This window comes from Actinokineospora alba, from assembly GCF_004362515.1.
GTDB lineage: Bacteria > Actinomycetota > Actinomycetes > Mycobacteriales > Pseudonocardiaceae > Actinokineospora > Actinokineospora alba.
The window spans coordinates 433,103-449,600 of sequence record NZ_SNXU01000001.1 but is presented as its reverse complement, the minus strand read 5'-3'; the positions used below and the strand labels follow the sequence as shown (position 1 = coordinate 449,600).

Below are 16,498 nucleotides of genomic sequence, written 5' to 3'. Positions count from 1 at the left end.
GATCGGTGATGACGAGTCCCTTTGACGCGCAGGACGGCACGTATTCGGTGCTGGTCAACGATGAGGGCCAGCATTCGCTCTGGCCCGACTTCGCCGAGGTGCCCGCGGGCTGGAGCGCCGTGCACGGCCCGGCCGCCCGGGACGCCTGCGTCGAGTACGTCAACGCGAACTGGACTGATCTGCGTCCGCGCAGCGTCGCGGCCCGAGTGGACTCGTGAGTCCGCCGAGTTCCCTGGCACCCGCTGGACCCCATTAGCTTCGTATCGCACCGCGCGCCGCCTACCAACGGAGATGCTCTATGGCCACCCCAGCAAACAGGACCTTCGATGACGTCGTGCTCGACCACGTCGGGTTCTATGTCAGCGACCTTGCCGAGACCGGGCGTTGGTGGACCGACAGTTTCGGCTTCTCGGTGTACGCGAAGGGCGATGCCACGGTGGCCCTGGGCAGCAACCAGATCCACCTGGTGCTGACCGAGCCGGGCGAGGACCACCCCGGCAACGCCTACCTGGCCAAGCACGGCGACGGCGTCTTCGACATCGCGCTGCGCACCGCCGACGCGACCGCGGCCTACGAGGAGGCGGTCGCGCGCGGGGCGACCTCGATCGCACCGCCCACCCGGGACGGTGACCTGATCACCGCCACGGTTCAGGGCTTCGGCGACGTCAACCACACGTTCGTGCAGCGTGCCGCGGCTGCCGCCGACGACGCGCTGCCGGGCCTGCGCCCCGTTCCGGTCGGCACCGGGCCGAGCACGTACAGCCTGGGCGAGGTGGACCACTTCGCCGTCTGCGTCGAGGCGGGCACGCTCGACGCGACGGTCGAGTTCTACCAGCGGGTGCTGGACTTCGAGCTGATCTTCGTCGAGCGGGTCGAGGTCGGCACCCAGGCGATGACCACGAAGGTCGTGCAGAGCCAGTCGGGATCGGTGACGTTCACGCTGATCGAGCCCGATGTGTCGCGCGATCCCGGGCACATCGACGGTTTCCTGAAGGACCACGACGGCGCGGGCGTGCAGCACATCGCGTTCACCACGGACAACGTCGTCGCGGCCGTCGAAGCCGTGCAGAACAACGGTGTTGAGTTCCTCGGGGCGCCGGACATGTACTACCGGCTGCTACCCGAGCGAGTCGAGCTGGTCCGCTACACCGTCGACGAGTTGAAGCAGTTCAGCGTGCTCGTCGACGAAGACCACGACGGGCAGCTCTACCAGATCTTCGCCAAGTCCGTGCATCCCCGGAACACCATCTTCATGGAGTTGATCGAGCGGCTCGGCGCGCGCACGTTCGGCAGCGGCAACATCGCCTCCCTGTATGAGGCCGTCGAGCTGGAACGCCAGCGGGGCGGGCCCGAAGCCGCGGGCGAATCGGCCGCTGCCTGAGGCAGGCCGACCGGATCATCGCTTCCGGTCACGAGGGTGGGGCCGACGGCCTGCCCTCGTGACCGGGGCGGTGACAGCCCCTCAACCGGCGAGACTCCCGGTCAGGCGGGCTGGTAGACGAGGTGCACGACGCCGGTCGAGAACGTCGTCGACTTCACCAGGTTGAGCGTGAACTGGTCGGCGCCGCCGTCCGGGAACAGCTTCTTCGCGCCGTTGCCCACGACGACCGGGTGCACCAGCAGCTCCAGCTCGTCGAGCACGCCGTCGCTGAGCAGCGAGCGGATCAGCCCCATGCTCCCGGTGACGGCGATGTTCTTGCCGTCGGTCTCCTTGAGCCGGGTCAGCTCCTCGGCGACATTGCCCTTGATCAGCGTGGAGTTCTCCCAGCCCACGGAGTCGAGCGTGCGCGAGGCGACCAGCTTGGGGACATCGCGGAAGTAGTCGCCGAGGCCACCGTCGCCCGCCTTGTCCGACCAGTACGCCTCGAACTCCTCGTAGGTGACCCGGCCGAGCAACATGGTGTCTGCGGCCGCCGAGTGCGCCCCGACCACGGCACCCATCTCGTCATTGAAGTACTCGAGGTGCCACTTCTCCGGCGCTTCGGCGACGCCGTCCAGCGACACGAACAAGCTTGAGGTGATCTTCCGCAACTCTGCTCCCCTGGGCGTATGACGGTTGATGACTCACCGTACCAACACCACCCCAGAGCGTGGCGTATTCGAACGTGCTCACCTGGCAGCCCCGCCGGCGTCGCGTGAGCAGGCACCGACCACGAGACGTCGGCCGGTGTCTTGACCGGCCGACGTCTCGTGGACCCCGCGTTACTGCCTTACTCACCCATTGATGTTGTTCCGCAGATGCTTGAGGTCCTCGAAGGACGACAGGTCCGGCACCGTCCAGCCGTCCAGGTCGTACTCGCTCAGGCACTGGTCGACGAAGGCCTTGTACCCGTCCATCTCGCCGTTCGCGACCTGCGCGGAGAGCAGCTCCACGCGGGTGTTCTCGTGGCTGCCCGCGTAGTTGCGCTCGTAGAGCTCGTGCCTGCCGCCGAACTCGGTGCCGACCGCGTCCCACAGCAGCTTCATCACCTTGGAGCGCTCGACGGCGGTGACGCCGTCCGAGCCGCGGAGGTACTTGTCCAGGTACTGGCGGACGTCCGGGTTCTTGAAGTCCTCGGCGCTGGAGTTGATGTAGATCAGCCCGCTGGCCACGTCCTGCATCACGATTTCCCTGATCCGCGGGTAGCCGATCTGCATGAACCAGCGGTAGGCCATGCCGTACGCGGGATTGGGGAGCAGCGCACCGTTCTCCCAGACGACCGGATTGCGCGCGGCCGCGTCGGAGAACGCCCAGAACAGGTTGCGCCAGGCCAGAACCTCACCCAGCCTGCTCTGCACGCCGCGGAAGTCGATGGTGCCGGTGGTCTCCAGCGCCTTCGCCAGCAGGCCCGCGATGAACTCCAGCTTCACCGCGAGCCGGGTGCAGCCGTGGAAGGTGAACCGCTCGACGAACCCGGAGCGGCCGCTGAACAGCTGGACCTTGCGGGTGTCGCCGTAGATGAAGACGTTCTCCCACGGGATGAGCACCTTGTCCAGCACCAGGATGGTGTCGTTCTCGTCCAACCGGGACGACAGCGGGTAGTCGAACGGACTGCCCATCACCGCGGCGGTGGCCGTGTACGACGGCCTGCAGATCAGCTTCATGCCCTTGGCGTTCATCGGCACCGTCGCGACCAGAGCGAACTCGCGCTTCTTGATCGGCAGTCCATAGTGGGCGATGAAGTTGTAGTGGGTGAGCGCGGAGCCGGTGGCGACCACCTTGGCGCCGCTGACGATCAGCCCGGAGTCGGTCTCCTTCTCCACGTGGATGAAGACGTCCGACACCTCGTCCGGCGGTCGGCTGCGGTCCACCGGGGGATGCACGATGGCGTGGTTCCAGTAGAGGACCTTCTCCTGGGACTCGCGGTACCAGCGGCGCGCGTTGTCCGCGAACGGCTCGTAGAAGTCCGCGTTCGCGCCGAGCGTGCCGAGGAAGGAGGCCTTGTAGTCGGGGCTGCGGCCCATCCAGCCGTAGCTCATCCGCGCCCACGCGGCGATCGCGCGCTGGTCGTCGACGAGATCCTCGACCGACTTCGGCGTGGTGTAGAAGCTGTGCGTGTAGCCGTCGCTGCCGGTGTCGGTCGGCTTGGTGATGATGCCGCGCTGCGCCGGGTCGTGCAGCGAGTCGTAGAGCCGCGCGGTCATCCGTGCCGGATTGCGGAACGCCGGGTGCGTGGTCAGATCCTTGACCCGGTCCCCGTAGATGAAGATCTCGCGATCGTCGCGCAGGCTCTCGATGTACTCGTCACCGGTGAGCGGCTTGCTTTTCCGGGGCGCTTCGGTGTTGGTGGCGTTGTCCGGGCGCTCGGTCATAGGACTTTTCCCTCCATGGGGCTCAGCCCACCCCCTCCTGGCCGTGGGAACCGCGGTGGACCGGTCAGCCGATGCCGAAGTGAGCCTTGGCGAGTTCGCGGTTGGCCATGGTCTTGAGGGCGATCGCATAGCCCGCGTGGCCGTGCAGCATGGATAGGTCCCGCCACACGCGCTCGATCCGCGCGCCGTGCCGAATCGCCGACGAGCCCGCGGTCGGGAAGAGCTCGCCTTCGACGGCGTCCCAGCACAACCGGATCACCTCGCGGCTGATCGTGGCCAGCCGCCACTCCTCCTCGCGGGTGAACGCGGCCGGGCCCTCCTCGCACAGGTCGTTCCACTGCTGCACGGCGCCGAACAACGCCGCCGAGGCCGCGCTGATCTTCCCGGTCGCCTCGCCGTAGTGGAGCTGGTAGTCCGGGTCCTCGGTGCGGAGCACGATCGGCGGGTAGATCGTGGTGCGGCTCGTCATCAGCTCTTCGTAGGCGTCCAGCGCGCCCTGGGCGATGCCCACGGCCAGCGCGCCGAGTTCGAGCAGCATGAAGCTGAGCGGCCCGCCGCCGTACATCGTGCTGCGGTGCAGCTTCTGTCCCGGCGTCCCGTCCGCGATCGACAGCTGGCTCAGGTGGTCGTTGATGGTGAACCGGTCCGGCACGAAGGCGTTGTCGAGCTGGACGCTGTGCGAGCCGCTGCCGCGCAGGCCGAGCTGCTCGCCCCAGTCGTTGAGCCGCTTGTAGGAGCTGCGCGGGACGATGAACATCAGCGGCGCGGGCGGCTCGCCCTCGCCCTGCGGAACCAGCGTGTGGCCCAGGAAGTGCGTGGAGTACGGCGAACCGGAGCTGTAGGACCAGACCCCGGAGATGTTCCACCCGCCGTCGACCCGCTCGGCGCTGCCCGAGGGCGCGACCGTCGCGGGACAGATGAAGTCGCCGTCGGCGAACAGCTCGTCCTGGGCCTCGGCCTGGAACAGCGAGGCGACCGGGAGCGCGTGCGCCGCACCGAACAGGTACATCCAGCCGGTCGACGGGCAGCCGCGGGCGAGTTCGACCGCGACGCGCAGGAACGTGTCCGGGCCGAACTCGTAGCCGCCGTAGCTCTGCGGCACCAGCAGCCGGTAGAAGCCCGCCTCGGCGAACTTCTCGTGCGTGTCCTGGGCATAGAACGTGCGCTGCTCGGTCTCGGCCTGCCGATCGACCAGAGTCGCCGCGATCGCCTTGGCGCGGGCGATCACCTCGGGCGGAGTCAGGTGCGGCTCCGGAGGCAGCTGGACGACGTTCTGAGGATCACTTGGGACGACACTCATTGCAGCGCCCTTCTATTATCGGCTGGCGGCTTGTACAGACTCACACGCGGCGGCGGTCGGACACATCTCCCGGCGTGCGTGACAGGACCTAGAGGTTCGCGATCGGCGCGTCCGGGTTGGTGACGGCGTTGCGCAGGGTCTCGCGCAGTCCGTCGACGAGCCCGATCACGGTGGCCTCGTCGAACCGGTTGAGGTCGAACTTGAGGCTGCCGACCATTTCCCCGGACGGCAGCACATCGGTCGCCCACAGCGCGCCGTTGGGGATGTGCGAGCTCAGCGGGTGCGGCAGCAGGCGCCGCCGGATCTCGGTGTACTTGAGGTCGCCGATCAGGTCGTCGGTGATGTCCGCAGGGGTCTGCAGCACCTCGAAGGCGATCACCGCCAGCGTCGGGTCCTGGAACGGGGCCAGCACCTCCGGCGACTGGTTCGCCACCAGCGCGAACGGGATGTCGTTGGTGTAGGCGTCGAAGCACGTGGTGCGGGTCTTGGCCAGCACCTCGCGGAAGGACGCGCAGCCGGAGAGGTCCGTGCGCAGCAGCAGGTAGTTGAAGATCGGACCGACGGTGGCCATGAACCGCTCGTCGCCGCGGCCGGAGGTGAACGTCGGCACCACGATGTCGGTGGCGCCGGTTCGCTTGTGCAGCAACACGTTGTACGCGGCCATCAGCACCATGAAGGCGGTGCTGCGGTTGGCCGTCGCGAACTTCAGCATGGTCTCGGTCAGCTCCGCGTCGAACCGGTAGCGGTACGCCGAGTACTCGTTGGTCACGTTCTCGTCGAACGGCCGGTCCGTCTTCACCGCGAGGATCTGGGCCCCCGCGAGCTTGGTCTTCCAGTGCTCCAACGCGTGCTGGGTCGGCTCGCTCCCCGCGCTCTCCAGCTGGTAGGCGGTGAACTCCGGGAACCCGTGCAGCTCAGGCAGATTCGCCTCACCCAGGCCGCGGCGCGCGGTGTAGAACTCGGCCAGGTCCCGCATGATGATCTCCATCGACCACGAGTCGGTGGCCGTGTGGTGGACGGTGACCACGAGCACCGATTCGGACTCGTCGAACCTGCCGAGGAATCCCCAGACGAGCGGGAACTGCTCCACGCTGTACGAACCGGCCTCCAGCTCGTTGAGGAACGCCTCGGCCTGCTCGTCGCGCGGCCGCGGGTCGTCGGCCGGGAAGTCGCTGACCACCAAGGGAACCGGACCCGGCGCGTGCACCAGCTGGTGCTGGTTCTCGGGGTCGCTCCGGACGATCTCGGTGCGCAGCGCCTCGTGCCGTTCGGCGACGTCGTTCAGCGCGCCCTGTAAGGCGTCGACGTCGACCTCTCCGCTGAGGCGACAGCCGAACGACAGCGTGTGCTTGTCCCCGAAGGCCCCATGCTCGGCGCCGCGGTCGAAGGCACACAGGAAAGTCTGGTTGAAAGACAAGGGGATTTGGCTCGTCTGCTCAGTCATACGCGAGACGGTAATGACCGGGTCGCCATCCCGCTTCGTCCAGAATGCCGAGTTCGGAGCGCGTGATCACGCCCACGGTGCTGAGAGCACTCTCGGAGGCGACCGCGGCCGACACCCGGTGAAACCATCCCCGAAGCGGGCTCGTCTTACGTTTGCACTGATTGGGGAACACATGCTGGACCGACGAAAGTTACTCGTGGTAGGCGGCGGTGTCGCGGGTGGGGCAATTCTGGTCCCGGATCTCGTCCGCGGGCTGTCGGCTGACGCGACCGGACACCAGCAGGCTCAACAGCCGCACCACATCGGCTCCGTGCCCGGCGCCCGGGTGAAGCGCCCGCTGGCCGCCGGGGAGCCGTTCTCCGTGCCGATGCCGCGGCTGCACGAGCAGCGCCCGGTGTCGTCCACGTACGACACGGACTGCTACCAGGTCGACATCCGTCCGGCCGACGTCGAGATCCTGCCCGGCGTCAGCACCCCGGCGTTCACCTACAACGGGAAGTTCTCCGGCCCGACGTTCCGCACGCGGGTCGGCCGCCGGACGAAGATCGTCTACCGCAACCTGCTCGACCGCCCGGCCAACGTGCACCTCCACGGCGCGCACGTCCCGGCCAGCCAGGACGGTCACCCGATGGACGTGATCCAGCCGGGCCAGTCGCGCACGTACGACTACCCGAACACCCAGCAGGGCTGCACGCTCTGGTACCACGACCACAGCCACCACACCGAGGCCGAGCACGTCTACCGCGGTCTCAACGGCTTCTACATCATCGATGACCCGAGCGAGGACCGTCTCGGGCTTCCCCGTGGCGCCTACGATGTGCCGATCCTGCTCCGTGACGCGCTGTTCGACGCCAACGGCGAGCTGCTCTTCGGCGGCAACCCGAATGACCGCGACGTCGCGCTGGCCAACGGAAAGCCCGCGCCGTACTTCGAGGTCGACGCGCGCAAGTACCGCTTCCGGCTGCTCAACGCGGGCACCGAGCGGACCTTCAACCTGACCCTGGGCACCGACCAGGAGATGACCCAGATCGCGACCGACGGCGGCCTGCTGCCCGCGCCCGTGGTGCGCAAGTCGGTGCGGGTCTCTTCGGCGGAGCGGGTCGAGATCGTCATCGACTTCGCCCGCTACCCGGTCGGCACCAAGCTGGTCCTCAACGACGCCAAGCTCGGACCGGTGCTCCGCTTCGACGTCACGCGGACCACGTCGGACTACAGCCGCGTGCCCGCCACGCTGCGCCCGCTGCCGGTGCTGCCCGCGGCGACGGTCACCCGCGACGTGTCGATGTCGTTCGACCTGACCACGGTTCCGTTCCCCACCGGGCTGATCAACGGGCGCGCTTGGGACCCGGCGCGCAGCGACTTCGTCGTGAAGCGCGGCACCACGGAGATCTGGAACGTCACCAACGCCGACCCGCAGTACATCTTCCACACGTTCCACATGCACCTGGTGCAGTTCCAGGTGCTGGAGGTCAACGGCGCCCCGCCCGGAATCGACTACCAGGGCCGCAAGGACACCTTCTGGTTCGACTCCGGCGACAAGATCAAGCTCAAGGCCACCTTCGACAGCCACCTCGGCAAGTACGCCTTCCACTGCCACTTCCTGGAGCACTCCTCGCTCGGGATGATGGCGCAGATGGAGATCGTGCCTTAGCGAACAGCGCTCGTGTCCCGTCGGCGAAGCCCCGCATCCCGGTGCGGGGCTTCGCCATGCCCACCTCCAGGCCCCGGTCTCGGCCAGATTCCCTGCGCCACAGGGCAACCCGCATGCCATGAGATGCGCGGGCACCACCCGAGCAGGCAGTCTCGAACGAGAGCATCCGGGCGGCCTCGCGCGACTTGGTGCTCGTTCCGTCCGGTTTTTCCGTTGGTTGGAGGAAATCTTGGCCACCACGATCCCAGCGCGCGAGGAACTCGTGCGCAAGGCGTCGGAACTGACCCCGCTGCTGCGCAAGCACGCGAACTGGGTCGAGGAGAACCGCAGGCTGCACGACGAGACGATCGAGGCGCTCGCCGACGCCGGTGTGTTCAAGTTCCGGCGGCCCAAGCACTACGGCGGATACGAAGTGGACAGCCGGACGCTGGCCGACGTCGGCGCCGTGCTCGGCCAGGGCTGCGGATCCACCTCCTGGGTCACGTCGGTGTACTGGATCCCGACCTGGATGGCCTGCCAGTTCCCGGATGAGGTGCAGGACGAGGTGTTCGCCACCCCGGACGTGCGGGTGTGCGGGACGCTGAGCCCGTCGGCGATGGCCGCCCCGACCGACGGCGGCATCATCGTCAACGGCAAGTGGGGCTTCATCAGCGGCGCGCACCACGCGCACTGGCAGGAGGTCATCGCGATCCTGGTCCCGCCGGACGGCCAGCCGTACCCGGTCATGGCCCTGGTGCCGATGTCGGACCTGCTGATCGTCGACGACTGGCACACCTCGGGTCTGCGCGGCACCGGCAGCGTCAGCACGGTGGCGAAGGACCTGTTCATCCCGCAGGAGCGGATCCTGCCGCTGCCCGCCGTCCTGCAGGGCCAGATCGCCTCCCAGCGCAACGCGAACTCGCCGCTGTACCGCTCGCCGCTGCTGCCGATCGCGTCCGCGGCCTCGGTCGGGACCATCGTCGGCATGGCGAAGGGCGCGCAGCAGGCGTTCCTCAACCGGCTGTCCGACCGCAAGATCACCTACACCGCCTACGACAGCCAGCGCGAAGCGCCGATCACGCACTTCCAGATGGCCGAGGCGACGATGAAGGTCGACGAGGCCGAGTTCCACGCGCACCGCCTGGCGAACCTGGTCGACACCAAGGCCGCCGAGGGCACCGAGTGGAAGCTCGAGGAGCGCGCCCAGTCGCGCGCCGATGTCGGCGCCACGGTCCGGCTGGCCAAGGAGGCGGTGGACATCTTCGCCACCGCCAGCGGCGGATCGTCGATCTACAGCGGCATCCCGATTCAGCGGATCAACCGCGACATCCAGGCGGTCAACCAGCACGCCCTGATGCACCCGAACACCAACACCGAGCTCTACGGCCGGGTGCTGTGTGGCCTCGAGCCCAACACGCTCTACATCTGACCCGGTTCGACCACCAGAAGGGAAGACCAGCATGAGCTTCGATTCCGACGCCGCCGCGATCGCCGCCCTGACCCAGAAGATGGTGGCCGGGTGGGCCTACGGGGACGCGGACACCATCGCCAACCTGTTCGTCGAAGACGGCACCCTGATCCTCGCGGGCACGTTCTGCAACGGCCGTGAGGAGGTCCGCGACTACTTCACGAAGGCGTTCGAGGGCAAGTACAAGGGCACCCAGGTGACCGGCAAGCCGATCAGCATCCGCCCCCTGGGCCCGGACGCGGCGATCCTGCTGAGCCACGGCGGGGTCCTCGAGGCGGGCGAGACCGAGGTCTCCGAGGCCGGTGCGATCCGCGCGTCCTGGCTGGTGGTCCGCCGCGAGGGCGAGTGGCGGCTGGCGGCGTACCAGAACACCCCGCGCCACGACGTGTACGAGACCGCCAAGCGCGCCGCCTGACCTTCTTGGTCGAGGTATGGGCCGTTGTCCGCCCGCGCGGACGACGGCCCATCCGGTCATGGCCGTCTCGTGGTGTGGGCCACCCGTGCCACCGGAAGAGGAGTTGACTGACATATGACTGGGTACTACGAGATGCGGCACCAGGTCGGGTTCGAGGAGACCAACTTCGTCGGGAACGTCTACTACGTCAACTACCTGCGCTGGCAGGGGCACTGCCGGGAGCGGTTCCTGATCGAGGAGGCGCCGGAGGTGCTGGCCGAGATCATGGACGACGACCTGAAGCTGTTCACGCTCAAGGCCAGCTGTGAGTTCTTCGCCGAGATCACGGCGTTCGACGAGCTGTCGGTGCGGATGCGGCTCGACGAGCTGACCCAGACCCAGATCGTCTTCAGCTTCGACTACGTGCAGATCAAGGACGGCCAGGAAAGCCTGGTCGCGCGCGGGGAGCAGCGGATCGCGTGCATGCGCGGACCCAACAACGCCACCGTGCCGACCCGGGTGCCCGCCCAGCTGCTCGAGGCGCTGGCCCCCTACACCTCGGCCGCGGCCGAGCCCGCCAGGCAGACGACGGGGAGGTCGATGTGACCGCTGAACGCCACCTGACGCCACTGCCGTCGTCGGAGCTGCCCTCACCGGAGCTGCCGCCGACGGCGTCGCCGAAGGTGCTGCGGGAGGTGATGTCCAGCTTCGCCACCGGGATCACCGTGCTCACCGCGGCGGGGGACCACGGGCACGGCATGACGGCGAACGCCTTCAGCTCGGTGTCGCTGGAGCCGCCGATGGTGCTGTGCTGCATCGCCCGCACCGCGCAGATGCACGAGGCGATCCTGCGCACCCGGCACTTCGGGGTGAGCGTCCTGAGCGCGGAGCAGGAGGATCTGGCGCGGTACTTCGCCAGCAAGGGCAGGCCGCGCGGGCAGGCGCAGTTCGACCAGGTCGACTGGTTCCCGGCGCGGCACAGCGGCGCGCCGCTGCTGTCCGGTTCCCTTGCCTGGCTGGAATGCGAGCTGGCCGGGGTCTACCACGGCGGCGACCACTCGATCTTCGTCGGCACCGTGCTCGACGCGGCCCGTCGCGAAGGTGAGGCGCTGCTCTTCTTTGCGGGCGGTTTCCACCAGGGGATGCCCTCGTCGCGCAGCGCCTGACCATGCCCGAGTGGTCCTGACGAACGAAGGTCTCCCATGTTGGTGAGTGTCACCGGCGGCACCGGATTCGTCGGCGTCCACACGGTCGCCGCGATCCTCGAGGCGGGCCACCGGGTCCGGCTGCTGGCCCGCGACGAGTCCACAGTGGAACGCGGGCTGGCCCCGCTCGGTCTGTCCGCGGCCGGGATCGAGGTCGTCGTGGGGGACGTGCTCGACCGGGCGCGGGTCAGCCGGCTGGTGCGTGGCGCCGACGTGGTGCTGCACGCGGCCTCGGTCTACTCCTTCGACAGCCGTCGGCACGACGCGATGCGCGCCACCAACGTGGCGGGCACCGAGCTGGTGCTCGACGCCGCGCGTCGGGCGGGCGTCGGCCGGACCGTGTACGTGTCGAGTTTCGGCGCGCTGTTGCCCGCCCGGGGACGGGTGATCGGTCCGGACTCACCGGTCGGCCGCCCCCGCGAGGCGTACCTGGCGACCAAGGCGGCCGCCGAGGTCGTCGCCCGCGGGCAGCAGGCCGCGGGGGCGCCGGTGGTGATCACCTACCCGCCCGCCCTGCTCGGCCCGCACGACCCGAAGCTGGGGGACCAGGCCACCCGGCTGCGCAACACTTTGCGTGGCCGGATGCCGATGTGGCCGCTGGGCGGACTGCCGGTCGGCGACGTGCGCGACACCGCGGCGCTGCACGCGGCCCTGCTCGGCCCGGCGGACCTGGCGGCGAACCGATACTTCGGCCCCGGGCACTACCTGAGCACTCGGGAGTACGTGCGGACGCTGCGCGCGGTCACCGGGCGGGCGCTGCCGACGGTCTATCTTCCCGCCCGCGCCATGCTGCCGGTCGGCCTGCTCGCCACCCTGGCGCAGCGCGTGTGTCCATGGCACATCCCGGCCGAGTACGGCGCGATCTACACGTGCGCCTGCGCGGTGCGGATCGACGAACATGCTGCCACCAACGGGATCGCGGCTCGGCCGGTGGCCGAGACGTTCGCCGACACCGTGCGCTGGCTGCACCGCGGCGGTCACCTCTCCGACCGTGCGGCGGGCGTGACGGCGCGTTCCACGGTGTCTTGATCGCCACAGTTCTGAACCGTAAAACTGTTGTGCGGTAAGGGTTTTCGAACGAAGCAACGGCGGAGATGTCGACCCGTCGCAAAGCTGTGAACAATTGGCTCGATGGTTCGACCGCCCATTTCGGCGATGCGCTTGGAGGCTCGGTGGCGACCCCGGACATGTTGGACGACGTTCAGACGATGACGCTCGAGGCATTCGCGGACACGATCGTCCCCGGCGCCAAGCGTTTCCCGACCGACCACGCGATCGCGGGCGTGTGCGACGACCCGGGCGCGGTCGAGGCGGGAGCGATGGAACTGCTCGGCGACCCCGCGACCGGCGTCACCGCGGGCCTGGTGCCGCTGTCGGGGATGCTGAACCAGCGCGCGGCCGACTACGCCGAGCGCGTGGGGCTGACCCTCGACCCCGAGCTGCCCGCGTTCGTCGCGCTCGACTACGACCACCGCGCCGCGCTGGTCCTTGAGCTGACCGCGTGGGGCAACCCGGAGCGCGACGGCTGGGTGCTGCTCACCATGTTCTCCAACATGGCCTACGACAGCGCCGCGCACCGCCACACCGCGGAGGCGATCGCCGAGGGCCACCCCGGCCTGCTCGCCATGGGGTTCGCCGAACCGGAGGCCGACGGCCTGTGGCGGTTCGCCGACTTCAGCTACGGCCGGGAACTGGCCAAGCGTCACCCGAACACGACCGAATCCGGGAGCCCTGAATGACCGCGATCGAGAAGACCGACGTCCTGATCGTCGGCAGCGGGTTCGGCGGGTCGATCGCCGCCTACCACCTCGCCGCGGGCGGCGCCAAGGTCACCGTGCTCGAGCGCGGCCCCTGGTTGTCCGGCAAGGACTTCGACCACGACTACCTCCTGGGTTCCTCCTACACCAAGGTCTTCGACTTCGTCGCGGGCGACGGGATGAGCGTGCTCGGCGGCAACTGCGTCGGCGGCGGCTCGGTGGTGTACTTCGCCGCCCTGCCCCGCGCGCCGAAGTACGTCTTCGAGCGGCACGGCTCGATCGGCCGCCGGATGTGGCCGGCGTCGATCAGCCGCAAGACCCTCGACCCGTGGTACGACCGGGTGTCGGAAGTGCTGCCGGTGACCCAGCAGGACTGGAACGACGTCACGTACGCGGGCGGCCTGTGGGCGGCGGCGTGTGACCACAGTGGACACACCGCCAACCCGGTGCCGGTCGGCGTCGACGCGAAGAAGTGCACCAACTGCAACTGGATGATGGCGGGCTGCCGCTTCGACGCCAAGAAGTCGCTGCTGATGAACTACCTTCCCGCCGCGATGGAGCACGGCGCCGAGATCCGTCCGCTGCACGAGGTCCAGAAGCTCTCGCGCACCGAAGACGGCGGCTACCGCGTGCACTACAACCACATCGACGAAGAGGACTACCGGATCACGACCGGCTCCGGCCAGATCGAAGCCAAGATCGTCATCCTGGCCGCGGGCGCGGGCGCGACGCCGCCGATCCTGCAGCGTTCCGAGGACACCCTCGGCGCGATGCCGCACGCCGTCGGGCGCTACTTCTCCGGCAACGGCGAGCGGCTCAACACCGCGATCATCAACGAGGAGCGCGTCGCCGAGGTGCTCGGTCTGCAGCGCCCCAACGGAAAGGCGTACGAGGCCAACCAGATCGGCAAGGGCCCGGTCGTGGCGTGCTGGGACTTCGTCGACTCCGCGCTGCCCGAGTACGAGCGCTTCTCGATGGAGCAGCTCTACTTCCCGCCGGGGCTCGGCACCATCTTGGCCCAGGCGCCGGGCGCTACCGGCCCCAGCTGGTTCGGCAAGGAGAAGAAGGAGATCCTCAAGCAGTGGAAGTCGTGGCTCACGATCTTCCTGATGACCGAGGACGACAACGAGGGCGTGTTCGGCCCGCCGCCGCCGACCGGCAACGCCTACCGCATCTCCCAGCAGATGCTGGCCCGCGGACCGCTGAGCTACGACCCGACGCCCAACACGCGGCGCGGGTGGGAACTGGCCGACGCCAAGGTCAAGGAGATCCTGGAGAAGGACGGGCTGGCCAAGGTCATGCCGTGGACCAACGACGTGGTCGGCGCGTACACGGTGCACCCGCTTTCCTCGTGCCGCATCGGTGACGACCCGGCCACCTCGGCGCTGGACGACCGGCACGAGCTGCGCGGGCACCCCGGCATCTTCGTGACCGACGGCTCGGCGGTGCCCTGCGGGATCACCGTCAACCCCGCGCTCACCATCGCCGCGCTCGCCGAGCGGGCGATCCCGGGCATCGTCAAGGCGGCGCGGGAACGCGGCGTCGACGTCACCTACGGCGCCCCGCTGCCCAAGTCGATCTCCACCAGCGTGGCCCGCCCCGCCGCCTGACCGAGACCCCGCGAGTCGCCCCTCCAGGCAAACGAGTCGCCCCTCCAGGCGAATGAGTCGCCCCTCCAGGCGAATGAGTTCGACATTCAATCGCCCACCCGGCGTTGGACCGCCGGGTGGGCGATTCCTTGTCGGTCTCGAACGTTATTCGGCGCCCTCGGCGGACGGTGACGGGCCGCCGCCGGGTCCGTTCTGCTCGGCGCGCAGGGCCAGCCAGTGCCGGGGGGCCCACACGTGCCCGGCCCCGCAGCTGACCTCGTAGGGCTCGGCGCCCTCCCGCTGTGCCTCGGCGTAGACGGTCTGGTCGCAGCCGGGATGCGGGCAGGCTCCCTCGGCCACCCGGAACCCCGCGTCGGGCCGCATCGCCTCGTTCACGGAGTCGGCGAGGCCGGTCACCTCGTCGGCGAAGTCGGCCGCTCTCGGGTGGCTGCACAGCCAGTGCACGTGGATGGCCAGGAAGCCCACCAGCTTGCGGATCGCGAGCTCGTCCGGGCCCGCCACGCCCCGCTCGACGGTCACCACGCCGCTCCAGGCCGCCAGCACGCCCAGAATGTCCGACCGCACCGAGACTCCCGCGTCCCGCACGACGCCGCTCGGCCGGTGCCCGCCGACCCGCTCCGGCGTCTCGTTCGGCCGCGGCTCGATGGCGTCGGCGCACAGCTCGAACAGCGCCGGGAGCTCGATCAGCGTCTTCTCGGTGAGATCCCGGCAGGACGGGCAGATGCCCAGCCCAGCGGCGAGCTGGGGGGCCATGCCGGGCTCGTGCCGCCTGCTGCGGCAGGTCGGCTGGCCCTCGTGCCCGCTGTCGTCCGGGTGGCCCTCATGTCGCACCATGACGATCACTCCCAGTCCGTGCTCGGTTGGCGGTCCGCCCCCCGAGGCTAGTGGGAGAGTCGACCCCTTAGCCCAGATCGGCGAGATCAGTCGGGAACCGGCGGCGTGCGATCCGCTGCGCATACCCGGAGATGCGTCTCGGTCCCCATCAGCCGGACCATGGACCCCAGAGGCGCGACCCCGCCCTGGTGTGGCGTCACTGCCTGGTAGAACGCCCGGTACGGCTGAGGAGATTGGACGCTGACGATGACCGAGTCCGCCTGGAAAGTGGTCATGGACGAGGATGGTCTGACGATCACCGGTGACAGTTTCTCGCTCAGCACGAGCACGTCGGATCCGGGCGGGCTCGACTCGGTGGTGTCGGCGCTCCAGGGCGTCTCCCGGGCGTCTTACGGGCAGTACTGCGGCCTGGCCCGCGCCATCGAGGCGGTGGGCGAGCGGTGGGGGATGCTGGTGGTCCGCGACCTTCTCGTGAACCCCAAGTCCACCGCGGAACTGCACGAGGGACTGCCCGGCGTGCCGATGAACCTGCTGGCCATGCGGATCAAGGAGATGGCCTTCGTCGGCATCATCGAGCGGTCCGAGACCACCGACGGGGAAGGCGCCGACCAGTACCAGCTGACCGAGTACGGGCGCGGGCTGGAGGAGATCCTGCTGTCGTTCGGCCGCTGGGGCTCGGCGATGCTGACCGCGCCCCGCCCCGAGGACATCGTCACCGAGGACTCGATGATGGTGTCGATGCGGACGACGTTCCTCCCCGAGGCGGCGGCGGGCCGGTCCGCCCGGTTCCAGCTGCACTTCGGCGAGGTGGTCATCCACATCGTCATCGAGGACGGGCAGCTCGAGGTGGGCCGCGGCCCGCTGCTCGGCGCGCCGAAGATCGAACCCGGTCCCACCTTCAAGGACGTGCTGACCCGGGAGATGACCGTCGACGACGCGATCGCCACCGGCACCGTCAAGCTGAGCGGCGACCCGGACGCGCTGCACACGTTCGCCTCGATGTTCGCGCTGCCGTACCAGGACGCGCCGCAGCGCTCCTCGATCTGATGCCGGTCCGGAGGACT

At 68.9% G+C, this 16,498-nt stretch carries 16 protein-coding genes; 11 read left to right on the top strand and 5 right to left on the bottom strand.

Translation table 11 applies throughout. The features are described 5' to 3' along the window. The first annotated feature begins 8 nt into the window (after positions 1–8). Both C8E96_RS02095 and hppD read left to right on the top strand, forming a co-directional pair. Positions 9–218: an MbtH family protein gene (locus tag C8E96_RS02095; protein WP_091370352.1), complete on the top strand. Its 210-nt coding sequence runs from the start codon at positions 9–11 to the stop codon at positions 216–218. A gap of 80 nt (positions 219–298) precedes the next feature. After that, a complete protein-coding gene (gene hppD, locus C8E96_RS02090) occupies positions 299–1,381 on the top strand; it encodes a 4-hydroxyphenylpyruvate dioxygenase (protein ID WP_091370353.1) in 1,083 nt (360 codons plus the stop codon). Between the two features lie 101 nt (positions 1,382–1,482). On the opposite strand, the gene C8E96_RS02085 is transcribed toward hppD, so the two are convergent. The 4 genes from C8E96_RS02085 to C8E96_RS02070 all read right to left on the bottom strand — a co-directional run bounded on the left by C8E96_RS02085 (position 1,483) and on the right by C8E96_RS02070 (position 6,536). Next, on the bottom strand, positions 1,483–2,031 hold the full coding sequence (locus C8E96_RS02085) for a dihydrofolate reductase family protein (RefSeq protein WP_091370355.1): 549 nt from the start codon (positions 2,029–2,031) through the stop codon (positions 1,483–1,485). Between the two features lie 183 nt (positions 2,032–2,214). Next, positions 2,215–3,792, bottom strand: coding sequence for a 4-hydroxyphenylacetate 3-hydroxylase family protein (locus C8E96_RS02080; RefSeq protein ID WP_091370357.1), 1,578 nt, complete (start codon positions 3,790–3,792; stop codon positions 2,215–2,217). 64 nt (positions 3,793–3,856) lie between these two features. Next, the gene (locus C8E96_RS02075; RefSeq protein ID WP_091370358.1) at positions 3,857–5,092 is read right to left on the bottom strand and encodes an acyl-CoA dehydrogenase family protein; all 1,236 of its coding nucleotides are present in this window, start codon (positions 5,090–5,092) and stop codon (positions 3,857–3,859) included. An 88-nt stretch (positions 5,093–5,180) separates the two neighbouring features. After that, the gene (locus C8E96_RS02070; RefSeq protein WP_091370360.1) at positions 5,181–6,536 is read right to left on the bottom strand and encodes a condensation domain-containing protein; all 1,356 of its coding nucleotides are present in this window, start codon (positions 6,534–6,536) and stop codon (positions 5,181–5,183) included. A 172-nt stretch (positions 6,537–6,708) separates the two neighbouring features. Between C8E96_RS02070 and C8E96_RS02065 the strand changes: the two genes are divergently transcribed. The 8 genes from C8E96_RS02065 to C8E96_RS02030 all read left to right on the top strand — a co-directional run bounded on the left by C8E96_RS02065 (position 6,709) and on the right by C8E96_RS02030 (position 14,600). Beyond that, the gene (locus tag C8E96_RS02065; protein WP_091370362.1) at positions 6,709–8,187 is read left to right on the top strand and encodes a multicopper oxidase family protein; all 1,479 of its coding nucleotides are present in this window, start codon (positions 6,709–6,711) and stop codon (positions 8,185–8,187) included. A gap of 229 nt (positions 8,188–8,416) precedes the next feature. After that, a complete protein-coding gene (locus C8E96_RS02060; protein WP_407642594.1) occupies positions 8,417–9,595 on the top strand; it encodes an acyl-CoA dehydrogenase family protein in 1,179 nt (392 codons plus the stop codon). A 31-nt stretch (positions 9,596–9,626) separates the two neighbouring features. After that, complete coding sequence (locus tag C8E96_RS02055) at positions 9,627–10,049, top strand: SgcJ/EcaC family oxidoreductase (protein WP_091370364.1); 423 nt, start codon at positions 9,627–9,629, stop codon at positions 10,047–10,049. A 114-nt stretch (positions 10,050–10,163) separates the two neighbouring features. Further along, positions 10,164–10,634 (top strand): acyl-CoA thioesterase, encoded by a 471-nt coding sequence (locus tag C8E96_RS02050; protein WP_091370366.1) that lies wholly within the window; start codon positions 10,164–10,166, stop codon positions 10,632–10,634. Between the two features lie 92 nt (positions 10,635–10,726). After that, positions 10,727–11,194: a flavin reductase family protein gene (locus tag C8E96_RS02045; protein WP_091371337.1), complete on the top strand. Its 468-nt coding sequence runs from the start codon at positions 10,727–10,729 to the stop codon at positions 11,192–11,194. 36 nt (positions 11,195–11,230) lie between these two features. Next, on the top strand, positions 11,231–12,262 hold the full coding sequence (locus C8E96_RS02040; protein WP_091370368.1) for an NAD-dependent epimerase/dehydratase family protein: 1,032 nt from the start codon (positions 11,231–11,233) through the stop codon (positions 12,260–12,262). 179 nt (positions 12,263–12,441) lie between these two features. Then, entirely contained in the window at positions 12,442–12,972 is a 531-nt protein-coding gene (locus tag C8E96_RS02035) for a DUF5987 family protein (protein ID WP_228769671.1), read from the top strand. Then, on the top strand, positions 12,969–14,600 hold the full coding sequence (locus C8E96_RS02030; RefSeq protein WP_091370370.1) for an FAD-dependent oxidoreductase: 1,632 nt from the start codon (positions 12,969–12,971) through the stop codon (positions 14,598–14,600). The genes C8E96_RS02035 and C8E96_RS02030 overlap by 4 nt, the downstream gene beginning before the upstream one ends. 144 nt (positions 14,601–14,744) lie before the next feature. Here the strand turns inward: C8E96_RS02030 and C8E96_RS02025 are convergent, their stop codons facing one another. Continuing rightward, positions 14,745–15,434 (bottom strand): Rcat domain-containing protein, encoded by a 690-nt coding sequence (locus tag C8E96_RS02025; RefSeq protein ID WP_091370372.1) that lies wholly within the window; start codon positions 15,432–15,434, stop codon positions 14,745–14,747. Between the two features lie 246 nt (positions 15,435–15,680). On the opposite strand from C8E96_RS02025, the gene C8E96_RS02020 reads away from it, so the two are divergent. Further along, positions 15,681–16,481 carry a winged helix-turn-helix transcriptional regulator gene (locus tag C8E96_RS02020; RefSeq protein ID WP_091370373.1) on the top strand — a complete coding sequence of 267 codons (801 nt, stop codon included), beginning with the start codon at positions 15,681–15,683 and terminating at the stop codon, positions 16,479–16,481. Positions 16,482–16,498 lie beyond the last annotated feature (17 nt).

Excerpts from the sequence above, each read along its gene's own strand:
- C8E96_RS02030 (WP_091370370.1), top strand. The coding sequence starts at position 12,969 with ATGACCGCGATCGAGAAGACCGACGTCCTGATCGTCGGCAGCGGGTTC.
- C8E96_RS02050 (WP_091370366.1), top strand. The coding sequence starts at position 10,164 with ATGACTGGGTACTACGAGATGCGGCACCAGGTCGGGTTCGAGGAGACC.
- C8E96_RS02065 (WP_091370362.1), top strand. The coding sequence starts at position 6,709 with ATGCTGGACCGACGAAAGTTACTCGTGGTAGGCGGCGGTGTCGCGGGT.
- C8E96_RS02055 (WP_091370364.1), top strand. The coding sequence starts at position 9,627 with ATGAGCTTCGATTCCGACGCCGCCGCGATCGCCGCCCTGACCCAGAAG.
- C8E96_RS02040 (WP_091370368.1), top strand. The coding sequence starts at position 11,231 with ATGTTGGTGAGTGTCACCGGCGGCACCGGATTCGTCGGCGTCCACACG.
- C8E96_RS02025 (WP_091370372.1), bottom strand. The coding sequence starts at position 15,434 with ATGGTGCGACATGAGGGCCACCCGGACGACAGCGGGCACGAGGGCCAG.
- C8E96_RS02045 (WP_091371337.1), top strand. The coding sequence starts at position 10,727 with ATGTCCAGCTTCGCCACCGGGATCACCGTGCTCACCGCGGCGGGGGAC.
- C8E96_RS02075 (WP_091370358.1), bottom strand. The coding sequence starts at position 5,092 with ATGAGTGTCGTCCCAAGTGATCCTCAGAACGTCGTCCAGCTGCCTCCG.
- hppD (WP_091370353.1), top strand. The coding sequence starts at position 299 with ATGGCCACCCCAGCAAACAGGACCTTCGATGACGTCGTGCTCGACCAC.
- C8E96_RS02070 (WP_091370360.1), bottom strand. The coding sequence starts at position 6,536 with ATGACTGAGCAGACGAGCCAAATCCCCTTGTCTTTCAACCAGACTTTC.
- C8E96_RS02080 (WP_091370357.1), bottom strand. The coding sequence starts at position 3,792 with ATGACCGAGCGCCCGGACAACGCCACCAACACCGAAGCGCCCCGGAAA.
- C8E96_RS02035 (WP_228769671.1), top strand. The coding sequence starts at position 12,442 with ATGACGCTCGAGGCATTCGCGGACACGATCGTCCCCGGCGCCAAGCGT.
- C8E96_RS02095 (WP_091370352.1), top strand. The coding sequence starts at position 9 with ATGACGAGTCCCTTTGACGCGCAGGACGGCACGTATTCGGTGCTGGTC.
- C8E96_RS02020 (WP_091370373.1), top strand. The coding sequence starts at position 15,681 with ATGACCGAGTCCGCCTGGAAAGTGGTCATGGACGAGGATGGTCTGACG.